This is a genomic window from Burkholderia sp. Bp8991 (assembly GCF_003853795.1).
In the GTDB taxonomy this organism is placed as follows: domain Bacteria; phylum Pseudomonadota; class Gammaproteobacteria; order Burkholderiales; family Burkholderiaceae; genus Burkholderia.
Genome location: NZ_QTQJ01000021.1, coordinates 1 through 12011, shown reverse-complemented (window position 1 = coordinate 12011; position 12011 = coordinate 1). Strand labels below are relative to the sequence as shown.

Genomic DNA, 12011 nt, shown 5'->3' with positions numbered 1-12011 from the left:
TCGGGTTCGGATGAGCGAGTGTATCGCAATCGAATTGTAGAAAATCTACATGAAAATGCTAGCTCTATCGTCGGCAATTTCTGCAGTGGACGATGCCGTGGATTAGGGTTTTCACTAGGAAAGCCTTGCTGGTGGCGGGGATGTGAGTTGCGCGTATGCTGATCCGCATTGCGCGCTTGTAGTTTTTCTACTAGACTGACTTCGTTCGTTCGATGCACTCGACCGTCCCCACGATTCCAACCGCCGGTGTCCGTCCGGCATACAGGAGCGCCCAGCATGACGTCGCTGCACCCCACCCTGGCGAAAGTCACCGATCGCGTGATCGCCCGCAGCCAATCGACCCGTTCCGCCTATCTGCAGCGCATCGACGGCGCGCAAGGCAAGTTCCCGGCGCGCGGCGCGCTGTCGTGCGCGAACCTCGCGCACGGCTTCGCGGGTCTCGAAGGCAGCGACAAGTTCCAGATCAAGGCGATCCGCGAGCCGAACATCGGCATCGTGTCCTCGTACAACGAGATGCTGTCCGCGCATGCGCCGTACAAGGATTTCCCCGACATCATCAAGGCCGCCGCGCGCGAGAACGGCGGCGTCGCGCAATTCGCGGGCGGCGTGCCGGCGATGTGCGACGGCGTCACGCAGGGCAACCCGGGCATGGAGCTGTCGCTGTTCTCGCGCGAGGCGATCGCGATGGGCACCGCGATCGCGCTCACCCACAACATGTTCGACGCGGCGCTCTGCCTCGGCATCTGCGACAAGATCGTGCCGGGCCTCTTGATCGGCGCGCTGCAGTTCGGCCACCTGCCGACCATCTTCGTGCCGGCCGGCCCGATGACGAGCGGCCTGTCGAACGACGACAAGGCGAAGATCCGCCAGCAGTTCGCGACCGGCCAGGTCGGCCGCGACGCGCTGCTCGAAGCGGAATCGGCCGCGTATCACGGCCACGGCACCTGCACGTTCTACGGCACCGCGAACAGCAACCAGATGCTGATGGAGCTGATGGGCCTGCACCTGCCGGGTTCGGCGTTCGTCCATCCGCACACGCCGCTGCGCGACGCGCTGACCGCCGAAGCCGCGCGCCGCGTGCTCGACCTGACGGTCGAGCGCGGTCACTACACGCCGATCGGCCACGTGATCGACGAGAAGGCGATCGTCAACGGGATCGTCGCGCTGCTCGCGACGGGCGGCTCGACCAACCACACGCTGCACCTCGTCGCGATCGCGCGCGCGGCCGGCATCCTGATCGACTGGAACGATTTCGACGAGCTGTCGGCGGTCGTGCCGCTGCTCGCGAAGATCTACCCGAACGGCAAGGCCGACGTGAACCACTTCCACGCGGCGGGCGGCGTCGCGTTCCTGGTGCGCAACCTGCTCGAGGGCGGGTTGCTGCACGAAGACGTGACGACCGTGGCGGGCAAGGGCCTGTCGCACTACACGAAGGAGCCGAAGCTGATCGACGGCAAGCTGACGTGGGTCGACGGCACGGCCGAGAGCCACGACACGAAGGTGCTGCGCGGCATTCGCGACCCGTTCCAGCCGGACGGCGGCCTGCGCCTGATGCAGGGCCGGCTCGGCCGCGGCGTGATCAAGATCTCGGCGGTCGCGCCCGAGCACCGCAAGGTGACGGCGCCCGCGATCGTGTTCGATTCGCAGGAAGCCGTGCAGGAGGCCTTCGATCGCGGCGAGCTGAAGCGCGATTTCGTCGCGGTCGTGCGCTTCCAGGGCGCGCGCGCGAACGGGATGCCCGAGCTGCATCGTTTGACGCCGCTGCTCGGCGTGCTGCAGGATCAGGGCTTTCACGTCGCGCTGGTGACCGACGGCCGCATGTCGGGCGCGTCGGGCAAGGTGCCGGCCGTGATCCACGTGTCGCCGGAAGCGCTGCTGGCCGGCCCGCTCGGCAAGGTGAAGACGGGCGACACGCTCGTGATCGACGCGGAAGCCGGCATCCTCGACATCGAGGTCGACGACGCCGAGTGGCAGGCGCGCCCGGTCGCGCAGCCGCTGCACCAGGCCGAGAACGAGGTCGGTTTCGGGCGCGAACTGTTCGGCGTGTTCCGCGCGGCGGCCGCGCCGGCCGAGCAGGGCGCATCGGTTTTCGGGACGCTGGTCGGCGAAACGGCCGTCAGCGTCGCTGCATGAATTTCAAGGAGTGTTCCAGATGAAGACGATTGCTGAAATCGTGAAGCTGGGCCCGGTGATTCCGGTGCTCGCATTCGACTCGGTCGAGCAGGGCGAACACGTGTCGCGCGCGTTGCACGCGGGCGGCGTCAAGGTGCTCGAGATCACGCTGCGCACGCCGGCCGGCCTGGAGGCGATCCAGCGCGCGAGCCAGCTCGCGGACGACATCGTCGTCGGCGTCGGCACGATCACGAAGCCCGAGCACTGCGAGCAGGCGAAGCGCGCGGGTGCGAAGTTCGGCGTGTCGCCGGGCCTGACGAAGGACCTGCACCTCGCGTCCCTCGACGCCGGCCTGCCGCTGCTGCCGGGCGTGATGACGCCGAGCGACATCATCCAGGCGCTCGAGTTCGGCTACGAGATCGTCAAGTTCTTCCCCGCGCAGCAAGCCGGCGGCGTGCCGATGCTGCAGGCGTTCCACGGTCCGTTCCCGGCGCTGAAGTTCTGCCCGACGGGCGGCATCACGGTCGACACCGCGCCGAATTTCCTGAAGCTGCCGAACGTCGTATGCGTCGGCGGTTCGTGGCTCACGCCGAAGGCCGCGCTCGCCGCGCAGGACTGGGCCGAAGTCACGCGCCTTGCGCAAGCCGCGAGCCAGCTGCCCCGTTAAGCCTTGTACGAAACGAACGTTTGACCCTCGGTAAGCGAGCGCTTAGTGCTTGTTTTACCGAGGGTTTTTGCTGATGGAACCGGTTCTATCCGCGGACCGTAAAGATAAGTAAAATTCAGCGTCCTCGCGGGGTGGGAACCCCCGTGTTTCGGAGACCTGCATAGCCGGGCATACTCGCAACAACTCGCCCGGTTCGAACAATCCTAGGAGGAGTGCCACATGGGGGCTGTCCAAGGCAGCATGCTGCTCGTTTATACCGTGATCGCGATCGTCGCGCTGATCGTGATGATCGCGCGGTTCAAGATCTATCCGTTCCTGGTGCTCATCATCGTCTCGCTCGGCCTCGGCCTCGTGGTCGGGATGCCGATGGACAAGATCGTCAAGTCGTTCGAGACCGGCAACGGCAACACGCTCGGCCACATCGCGGTAGTCGTCGGCCTCGGCACGATGCTCGGCAAGATGATGGCCGAATCGGGCGGCGCGGAGCGGATCGCGACCACGCTGATCGACTGGTTCGGCGAGAAGAACATTCATTGGGCGATGATGTTCGTCGCGATCATCGTCGGCCTGCCGGTGTTCTTCGAAGTCGGCTTCGTGCTGCTGATCCCGATCGCGTTCAACGTCGCGAAGCGCACCGGCAAGTCGCTGCTCGTCGTCGGCCTGCCGATGGTCGCGGGCCTGTCCGTCGTGCACGGGCTGATTCCGCCGCACCCGGCCGCGCTGCTGGCCGTCCAGCAATACGGTGCCGACATCGGCAAGACGATCGCGTTCGGCCTGATCGTCGGCGTGCCGACCGCGATCGTCGCGGGCCCGCTGTTTGCGCTGATGATCTCGAAGTTCGTCAAGCTGCCGGAGAACAATCCGCTCGCCGCGCAGTTCGTCGAATCGCACACGGAAGGCAAGCAGCGCGAACTGCCGAGCTTCGGCATCACGCTGTTCACGATCCTGCTGCCGGTGATCCTGATGCTGGTCGGCAGCTGGGCCGACCTGATCTTCACGCCGAAGTCGCTGCCGAACAGCCTGCTGCGCTTTGCCGGCAACTCCGACGTCGCGCTGCTGATCGCCGTGCTGGTGAGCTTCTTCACGTTCGGCAAGCTGCAGGGTTTCAACCGCGACCAGATCCAGAAGTTCTGCGGCGAGTGCCTGGCGCCGATCGCCGGCATCACGCTGATCGTCGGTGCGGGCGGCGGCTTCGGCGGCGTCCTGCGCGACAGCGGGATCTCGCAGCAGATCGTCGAGACCGCGAAGCACGCGCACCTGTCGCCGCTGCTGCTCGGCTGGTTCGTCGCGGCGCTGATGCGTCTCGCGACGGGTTCGGCGACGGTCGCGATGACGACGGCCTGCGGCATCGTCGCGCCGATCGCGGCGGCGTCGGGCGCGGCGGTTCGTCCGGAGCTGCTGGTGCTCGCGACGGGCTCGGGCTCGCTGATCTTCTCGCACGTGAACGACGGCGGCTTCTGGCTGATCAAGGAATACTTCGGGATGACGGTTGGTCAGACGTTCAAGACCTGGTCGCTGCTTGAAACCATCATCTCGGTGCTCGGTCTGAGCTTTACGCTGCTGCTGAGCGTGGTTTTGTAACAAGGGGTAGTCAATGATTCTGATCGCAATGGGCGTGTCGGGCGCGGGCAAATCGCGAATCGGCGAAATGCTGGCAGAACGCCTGTCGTGCAGCTATACCGACGGCGACGCGTTTCACAGCGCGGCGAACAAGGAAAAGATGCACAACGGCATTCCGCTGACCGACGACGACCGCTGGCCGTGGCTGCGCACGATCCGCGCGGCCATCGAGGAAAAGCAGCGTGCCGGCGAGACGGCCGTGTTCACGTGCTCTTCGCTGAAGCGGTCGTACCGCGACGTGCTGCGCGGCACCGACACCGACGTGCGGTTCGTGTATCTGAAGGGCTCGTTCGAGGTGTTGCACGAGCGCCTGAAAAGCCGCACCGGCCATTTCTTCGATCCGTCGCTGCTGAAGAGCCAGCTCGACACGCTCGAGGAGCCGGGCCCGGACGAGGCGATCGAGGTCAGCATCGAGCTGACGCCCGAACAGATCGTCGATCAGGTGATGGCGAAGATCGGCCACGCGCACTGAGCGCGGTTCGCGGCAATCGTGATGCCGCAGTGAGACAGGCGCCCCTCGGGGCGCCTTTTTTCGTCGAGCGCGCGCGAGCCGCCAAAGAAAAAGCCCGATGCGAGCAATTTCGCATCGGGCTTTTTTTCCGTCCGGCGACGGCGGCGCTTACGCGATCCGCTTCGCGAGTTCGACGGCCTTGCCGATGTACGACGCCGGCGTCATCGCGAGCAGGCGGTCCTTCGCATCCTGCGGGATCGCGAGCGTGGCGACGAATTCCTGCAGCGCTTCGCGCGTGATGCCCTTGCCGCGCGTCAGTTCCTTCAGCTGTTCGTACGGGTTCTCGATGCCGTAGCGGCGCATCACCGTCTGCACCGGCTCCGCGAGCACTTCCCAGCAGTTGTCGAGATCTTCGTTCAGGCGCTGCGGGTTGACTTCGAGCTTGTCGAGGCCGCGGATCAGCGAGTCGTAGGCGAGCAGCGAATAGCCGAGCGCGACGCCCATGTTGCGCAGCACCGTCGAGTCGGTCAGGTCACGCTGCCAGCGCGACACCGGCAGCTTGTCGGCGAGGTGGCGCAGCGTCGCGTTCGCGAGGCCGAGGTTGCCTTCCGAGTTCTCGAAGTCGATCGGGTTGACCTTGTGCGGCATCGTCGACGAGCCGATTTCGCCGGCCTTCGTCTTCTGCTTGAAGTAGCCGACCGAGATGTAGCCCCACACGTCGCGATCGAGGTCGAGCAGGATCGTGTTCGCGCGCGCAACCGCGTCGAACAGCTCGGCCATGTAGTCGTGCGGTTCGATCTGGATCGTGTACGGGTTGAACGTGAGCTTCAGGCGGTTCTCGATCACGTCGCGCGAGAACGCTTCCCAGTCGAATTCCGGATACGCGGACAGGTGCGCGTTGAAGTTGCCGACCGCGCCGTTCATCTTGCCGAGGATCTCGACCTTCTCGATGCGCGTGATCGCGCGTGCGAGGCGCGCGGCGACGTTCGCGAGCTCCTTGCCGAGCGTCGTCGGGCTGGCCGGCTGGCCGTGCGTGCGCGACAGCATCGGCTGCTCGGCGAGCGCGTGCGACAGCGCGACGAGGCGCTGGTGGACCGTGCGCAGCGCCGGCACGATCACGTGCTCGCGCGCACCGGCGAGCATCATCCCGTGCGACGTGTTGTTGATGTCTTCGGACGTGCACGCGAAGTGGATGAATTCGCTGGCCTTCTCGAGTTCGGCCTGGCCCTTGACCGATTCCTTCAGCCAGTATTCGACGGCCTTCACGTCGTGGTTCGTCACGCGCTCGATTTCCTTGATGCGCGCGGCGTCGTGCGCGGTGAAGCGCTCCGCGAGCTGCAGCAGGAATTGTTCGGACGCGTCGGAGAAGCGCGGGACTTCCGCGAAGCCGGCGCGCGACAGCGCGATCAGCCAGTGCACCTCGACGGTGACGCGGTGGCGCATGAAGGCGGCTTCGGAGAGCCAGTCGCGCAGCGCTTCGGTCTTGCTGGCGTAGCGGCCGTCGATGGGCGAGAGCGCGGTGAGGGCGAAAAGCGTATCGGGACGAGTGTCGGACATGATCGGGCGGGCCTTGGGGCCGGGTCGAGCGAGGGGGGGAAGAATCCGGCATTTTACCATCGCCGCGGGGCGATCCCGGCCGAACCGGTCCGGCCGCGGCCGCCGCGGGCGATCGGCACGCGCCCGGCGCCCGGGCGGCGCGCGACCGGCCTGCCGGCAGGCGCCCGCGCCGGCTCGCCGGGGCGCCCGCCACGCCGCCGGGCCGGCCCGCCCGCCGGTAGAATGCAGGCTTCTTCCCGACCGCCGCCCGCCGCGCCCGCCTGCATGGAACTGAAATGGCTCGAAGACTTCGTCTCGCTCGCGGAAACGCGCAGCTTTAGCCGCTCCGCCGAACTGCGGCACGTGTCGCAGCCCGCGTTCTCGCGGCGTATCCAGGCGCTCGAGGCGTGGCTCGCGACTGAACTGATCGATCGTTCGGTCTATCCGACGCGGCTCACGCAGGCCGGCCAGATCTTCTACGAGCAGGCGCTGACGATGCTGTCGCAGGCGCACGAGGCGCGCACGCTGCTGCGCGGCCACGTCGGCGCGCCGGTGCCGACGATCGAGTTCGCGGTGCCGCACACGCTGTCGCTCACGTATTTTCCGCGCTGGCTGCAGCGGATCGAGGCGAAGATGGGGCAGGTCCACACGCGGCTGCGCGCGCTGAACGTGCACGATGCCGTGCTGTCGCTCGTCGAGGGCGGCTGCGATCTCGTGATGGGCTACCACCACCCGAGCCACCCGGTCGCGCTCGACCCGGCCCGCTACGACATGCTGGTGCTCGGCAGCGAGCCGATCAGCGCGTTTTCGGCGCCGGGCCGCGCGGGCCGGCCGCGCTATACGCTGCCGGGCACGGCCGAGGCGCGCGTGCCGTACCTGTCGTATACGCCGAACGCGTATCTCGGCCGGATGACCGAAGTCATCGTGGCGAATGCACCGACGTCGCTGTTCCTCGATCGTGTTTACGAAACCGACATGGCGGAAGGGCTGAAGGCGATGGCGCTCGCGGGCCACGGCGTCGCGTTCCTGCCGCACAGCGCGGTCGAGGACGCGGTGGCGAGCGGCCGCCTGATCCGGCTCGACCGTTCCGCGCGCGGCGGCACCCATCCGTTCACGCTGACGATGGAGATCCGCCTGTACTGCGACAAGCTCGCGCTGCAGGGCGACGATCCGCACCAGAAACTCGTGCGCGCGCTGTGGGACGTCGTGCGCGACGAACTGCGCGAAACCACCGGTTAACCGTGGGCGGTTAACCGGGCCGGTCGGGCGCGAGCGACTGACGAGCCGCTTTCGGCGCCTGTCGGACGCCCGGCCGGCGGGCGTCCCGCGACTTTCACGACGATTTTTCACGCCCGCGATGCACGGCCGATCGCGGGCGTTCTTGCGCAAATCGACCGCGGATTTGCGAAAAATCACGATCATGCAAGAAACGCATAATCGAATAAGCAAACGGCATTGGATAAAAAAAACGGGTTTTTCGACAATGTGCGCAATCCGTTGAACGTTGGAGTGTCCATGTCTTCGCAACTGCAGTCCATCCCGTCCTACCTTCACGCCGACGATCTCGGCCCGTGGGGCAACTACCTTCAGCAGGTCGATCGCGTCGCGCCGTACCTCGGCTCGCTGTCGCGCTGGCTCGAGACGCTGAAGCGTCCGAAGCGCATCCTGATCGTCGACTGCCCCATCGAGCTCGACAACGGCACCGTCGCGCACTTCGAAGGCTATCGCGTGCAGCACAACGTGTCGCGCGGCCCGGGCAAGGGCGGCGTGCGCTACCACCAGGACGTGACGCTGTCGGAAGTGATGGCGCTGTCGGCATGGATGTCGGTGAAGAACGCCGCAGTGAACGTGCCGTACGGCGGTGCGAAGGGCGGCATCCGCGTCGACCCGCGCAAGCTGTCGCGTGGTGAGCTCGAGCGAGTGACGCGCCGCTACACCAGCGAAATCGGCATCATCATCGGCCCGAACACCGACATTCCGGCACCGGACGTCAACACCAACGAACAGGTGATGGCGTGGATGATGGACACGTACTCGATGAACCAGGGCCAGACGTCGACCGGCGTCGTGACCGGCAAGCCGATCGCGCTCGGCGGTTCGCTCGGCCGCAAGGAAGCAACGGGCCGCGGCGTGTTCGTCGTCGGCTCCGAAGCGGCGAAGAAGAAGGGCCTGGAAATCGAAGGCGCGCGCATCGCGGTGCAGGGCTTCGGCAACGTCGGCGGCATCGCGGCGAAGCTGTTCCAGGAAGCGGGCTCGAAGGTGATCGCGGTGCAGGATCACACGGGCACGATCTACCAGCCGGCCGGCCTCGATTCGAACAAGCTGCTCGACCACGTCGCACGCACGGGCGGCGTCGCGGGCTTCGAAGGCGCCGAGCCGATGCCGAACGACGAGTTCTGGACGGTCGAGACCGACATCCTGATCCCGGCGGCGCTGGAAAACCAGATCACGGAAAAGAACGCGGCGAAGATCCGCACGAAGATCATCGTCGAAGGCGCGAACGGCCCGACGACGACGGCGGCGGACGACATCCTGAGCGCGAACGGCGTGCTCGTGATCCCCGACGTGATCGCGAACGCGGGCGGCGTGACCGTGTCGTACTTCGAGTGGGTGCAGGACTTCTCGAGCTTCTTCTGGACGGAAGACGAGATCAACCACCGTCTCGAGCGCGTGATGCGCGAAGCGTTCGCCGGCGTGTGGGCGGTCGCGGAAGAGCACAAGGTGACGGTGCGTACGGCGGCGTTCATCGTCGCGTGCAAGCGCATCCTGATGGCGCGCGAAATGCGCGGCCTGTACCCCTGATCGGTCGTTGCCGATCGCCGATCGGTTGACTACGATCAAAGCATGACGCAATCCACCCGATTGCGCGCATGAACCTTCGCGGGCGATGCCGAATCCGGCATCGCCCGCGCGCGCATTCAGGTGCCGAAACGGGCGCCCGGAGCCGGGAGGACGGCTTCGCACAGCGCGATTCGTAGTGCGGTTAACAACCAGTACTTTCAAAAATATTACTTTGATACACTGGCGCGGGTTTTAGCCAAGGAGATGACCAAAATGAAATACCAGAAGGCAGTCCTGATGGTCGCGGCGCTGTGCGCGTTCGCGAGCGGCGCGCACGCACAGGAGACCGGCACGCTGAAGAAGATCAAGGACACGGGCGTGATCGCGCTGGGCCACCGCGAATCGTCGATTCCGTTCTCCTACTATGACCAGAACCAGCAGGTCGTCGGCTATTCGCGCGAATTCCAGTTGAAGGTCGTGGACGCGGTGAAGAAGAAGCTGAACCTGCCGAACCTGCAGGTCAAGAACATCCCGGTCACGTCGCAGAACCGCATCCCGCTCGTGCAGAACGGCACGGTCGACATCGAGTGCGGCTCGACGACCAACAACCTGGAGCGTCAGCAGCAGGCCGCATTCTCCGACACGATCTTCGTGATCGGCACGCGCCTGATGACGAAGAAGGATTCGGGCGTGAAGGACTTCGCCGACCTGAAGGGCAAGACGGTCGTGACCACCGCCGGCACGACGTCCGAGCGCCTGCTGCGCAAGATGAACAACGACAAGCAGCTGGGCATGAACATCATCAGCGCGAAGGACCACGGCGACTCGTTCAACACGCTCGAGTCGGGCCGCGCGGTCGCGTTCATGATGGACGACGCGCTGCTCGCGGGCGAGCGCGCGAAGGCGAAGCAGCCGGGCGAATGGGTGATCGTCGGCACGCCGCAGTCGGAAGAGGCGTACGGCTGCATGATGCGCAAGGGCGATGCGGACTTCAAGAAGGTCGTCGACGACGCGATCTCGCAAGTCGAGAAGTCGGGCGAAGCCGCGAAGATCTACGCGAAGTGGTTCGAGAACCCGATCCCGCCGAAGGGGCTGAACCTGAACTTCCCGCTGTCCGATTCGATGAAGAAGCTGTACGCGAACCCGAACGACAAGGCGCTCGACTGACCACGCGGCCGTTGACGCAGAAATGACGCTACTGAAACGGAAGAGGCCACGCTTCTTCCGTTTCTTTTTGCTGGAGTCTTGCCCATGTCTTACCACTGGAACTGGGGCGTCTTCCTGAGCCCCGTCTCGACCGGCGAGCCGACGACTTATTTCGGATGGCTGATGTCCGGCTTCTGGGTGACGATCGAGGTGTCGCTCGTCGCCTGGGTCATCGCGCTGATCGTCGGCTCGCTGTTCGGCGTGCTGCGCACGGTGCCGAACAAATGGCTGTCCGCGATCGGCACCGTGTACGTGTCGATCTTCCGGAACATTCCGCTGATCGTGCAGTTCTTCATCTGGTACCTCGTCGTGCCCGAGTTGCTGCCCGCATCGATCGGCACCTGGATCAAGCAGTTGCCGCCGACCACGCAGTTCTTCACCTCGTCGATCATCTGTCTCGGCCTGTTTACGGGCGCGCGCGTGTGCGAACAGGTGCGCTCGGGGATCAACGCGCTGCCGAAGGGCCAGCGCGCGGCCGGCCTCGCGATGGGCTTCACGCAATGGCAGACGTACCGCTACGTGCTGCTGCCGGTTGCGTACCGGATCATCGTGCCGCCGCTCACGTCCGAGTTCCTGAACATCTTCAAGAACTCGGCGGTCGCGTCGACGATCGGCCTGCTCGACCTGTCCGCGCAGGCGCGCCAGCTCGTCGACTACACCGCGCAGACCTACGAGTCGTTCATCGCGGTCACGCTCGCGTACGTGATCATCAACCTCGTCGTGATGGCGTTCATGCGCTGGATCGAAGGCCGCACGCGGCTGCCCGGCTACATCGGAGGCAAGTGATGCATCAGTTCGACTGGAGTAGTATTCCCGGCGCGATACCGACGCTGTGGACGGGGGCGATCGTCACGTTCAAGATCACGCTGATCGCGATCGTCGTCGGCATCGTGTGGGGCACGTTGCTCGCGCTGCTGCGGCTGTCGGGCGTGAAGCCGCTCGCGTGGTTCGCGAAGGCGTACGTGACGGTGTTCCGCTCGATCCCGCTCGTGATGGTGCTGCTGTGGTTCTTCCTGATCGTGCCGCAGGTGCTGCAGGGCGTGCTGGGGCTGTCGCCGACGATCGACATTCGCCTCGCGTCGGCGATGGTCGCGTTCTCGCTGTTCGAAGCCGCGTATTATTCCGAGATCATCCGCGCCGGCATCCAGGCGGTGCCGCGCGGGCAGGTCAACGCCGCGTTCGCGCTCGGCATGAACTACGCGCAGGCGATGCGCCTCGTGATCCTGCCGCAGGCGTTCCGCGCGATGGTGCCGCTGCTGCTCACGCAGGCGATCGTCCTGTTCCAGGATACGTCGCTCGTGTACGTGATCAGTCTCGCGGACTTCTTCCGCACGGCCGCCAACGTCGGCGATCGCGACGGCACGACCGTCGAGATGGTCCTGTTCGCGGGTGCATGCTATTTCGTGGTTTGCTCGGTGGCGTCTGCCCTCGTCAAAGGTCTCCAGAAAAAGGTCACAAGATGATTTCCATCAAGAACGTTTCCAAGTGGTACGGCCAGTTTCAGGTCCTCACCGATTGCACGACCGAGGTCAAGAAAGGCGAGGTGGTGGTCGTGTGCGGTCCGTCCGGCTCGGGCAAGTCGACGCTGATCAAGACCGTGAACGGCCTCGAGCCGTTCCAGCAGGGCGAGATCCTCGT

The 12011-nt window shown here is 65.5% G+C and carries 11 protein-coding genes; 10 read left to right on the top strand and 1 reads right to left on the bottom strand.

What is annotated here, in order from left to right:
- Nucleotides 1–276 precede the first annotated feature (276 nt).
- From edd to DIE02_RS22840, 4 genes are all read left to right on the top strand, one after another.
- The gene (edd, locus tag DIE02_RS22860; protein WP_044844152.1) at nucleotides 277–2133 is read left to right on the top strand and encodes a phosphogluconate dehydratase; all 1857 of its coding nucleotides are present in this window, start codon (nucleotides 277–279) and stop codon (nucleotides 2131–2133) included.
- A gap of 19 nt (nucleotides 2134–2152) precedes the next feature.
- Nucleotides 2153–2779: a bifunctional 4-hydroxy-2-oxoglutarate aldolase/2-dehydro-3-deoxy-phosphogluconate aldolase gene (gene eda, locus DIE02_RS22855; RefSeq protein WP_044844151.1), complete on the top strand. Its 627-nt coding sequence runs from the start codon at nucleotides 2153–2155 to the stop codon at nucleotides 2777–2779.
- Between the two features lie 219 nt (nucleotides 2780–2998).
- Nucleotides 2999–4360, top strand: coding sequence for a GntP family permease (locus tag DIE02_RS22845; protein WP_124488268.1), 1362 nt, complete (start codon nucleotides 2999–3001; stop codon nucleotides 4358–4360).
- 13 nt (nucleotides 4361–4373) lie between these two features.
- Complete coding sequence (locus DIE02_RS22840; RefSeq protein WP_044844149.1) at nucleotides 4374–4871, top strand: gluconokinase; 498 nt, start codon at nucleotides 4374–4376, stop codon at nucleotides 4869–4871.
- 147 nt (nucleotides 4872–5018) lie between these two features.
- Here the strand turns inward: DIE02_RS22840 and purB are convergent, their stop codons facing one another.
- A complete protein-coding gene (purB, locus tag DIE02_RS22835; protein WP_044844148.1) occupies nucleotides 5019–6407 on the bottom strand; it encodes an adenylosuccinate lyase in 1389 nt (462 codons plus the stop codon).
- A gap of 264 nt (nucleotides 6408–6671) precedes the next feature.
- Here purB and DIE02_RS22830 point away from each other — a divergent pair, with 264 nt between their 5' ends.
- From DIE02_RS22830 to DIE02_RS22800, 6 genes are all read left to right on the top strand, one after another.
- Nucleotides 6672–7625: a LysR substrate-binding domain-containing protein gene (locus DIE02_RS22830; protein ID WP_044848296.1), complete on the top strand. Its 954-nt coding sequence runs from the start codon at nucleotides 6672–6674 to the stop codon at nucleotides 7623–7625.
- A 276-nt stretch (nucleotides 7626–7901) separates the two neighbouring features.
- Nucleotides 7902–9188 carry a Glu/Leu/Phe/Val dehydrogenase gene (locus tag DIE02_RS22820; protein WP_044848295.1) on the top strand — a complete coding sequence of 429 codons (1287 nt, stop codon included), beginning with the start codon at nucleotides 7902–7904 and terminating at the stop codon, nucleotides 9186–9188.
- A 252-nt stretch (nucleotides 9189–9440) separates the two neighbouring features.
- Nucleotides 9441–10334, top strand: coding sequence for a glutamate/aspartate ABC transporter substrate-binding protein (locus DIE02_RS22815; RefSeq protein ID WP_185500314.1), 894 nt, complete (start codon nucleotides 9441–9443; stop codon nucleotides 10332–10334).
- 84 nt (nucleotides 10335–10418) lie between these two features.
- Entirely contained in the window at nucleotides 10419–11159 is a 741-nt protein-coding gene (locus DIE02_RS22810) for an amino acid ABC transporter permease (protein WP_044848294.1), read from the top strand.
- Nucleotides 11159–11836, top strand: coding sequence for a glutamate/aspartate ABC transporter permease GltK (gene gltK / locus DIE02_RS22805; protein WP_044848293.1), 678 nt, complete (start codon nucleotides 11159–11161; stop codon nucleotides 11834–11836). The genes DIE02_RS22810 and gltK overlap by 1 nt, the downstream gene beginning before the upstream one ends.
- A partial coding sequence (locus DIE02_RS22800; protein ID WP_148092719.1) for an ATP-binding cassette domain-containing protein occupies nucleotides 11833–12011 on the top strand: 179 nt, incomplete at its 3' end. The genes gltK and DIE02_RS22800, both read left to right, overlap by 4 nt.

Bases quoted from the DNA above. Each gene is read 5' to 3' on its own strand.
- gltK (WP_044848293.1), top strand. From the start codon at position 11,159: ATGCATCAGTTCGACTGGAGTAGTATTCCCGGCGCGATACCGACGCTG.
- DIE02_RS22815 (WP_185500314.1), top strand. From the start codon at position 9,441: ATGAAATACCAGAAGGCAGTCCTGATGGTCGCGGCGCTGTGCGCGTTC.
- DIE02_RS22845 (WP_124488268.1), top strand. From the start codon at position 2,999: ATGGGGGCTGTCCAAGGCAGCATGCTGCTCGTTTATACCGTGATCGCG.
- eda (WP_044844151.1), top strand. From the start codon at position 2,153: ATGAAGACGATTGCTGAAATCGTGAAGCTGGGCCCGGTGATTCCGGTG.
- DIE02_RS22830 (WP_044848296.1), top strand. From the start codon at position 6,672: ATGGAACTGAAATGGCTCGAAGACTTCGTCTCGCTCGCGGAAACGCGC.
- edd (WP_044844152.1), top strand. From the start codon at position 277: ATGACGTCGCTGCACCCCACCCTGGCGAAAGTCACCGATCGCGTGATC.
- DIE02_RS22820 (WP_044848295.1), top strand. From the start codon at position 7,902: ATGTCTTCGCAACTGCAGTCCATCCCGTCCTACCTTCACGCCGACGAT.
- DIE02_RS22840 (WP_044844149.1), top strand. From the start codon at position 4,374: ATGATTCTGATCGCAATGGGCGTGTCGGGCGCGGGCAAATCGCGAATC.
- purB (WP_044844148.1), bottom strand. From the start codon at position 6,407: ATGTCCGACACTCGTCCCGATACGCTTTTCGCCCTCACCGCGCTCTCG.
- DIE02_RS22810 (WP_044848294.1), top strand. From the start codon at position 10,419: ATGTCTTACCACTGGAACTGGGGCGTCTTCCTGAGCCCCGTCTCGACC.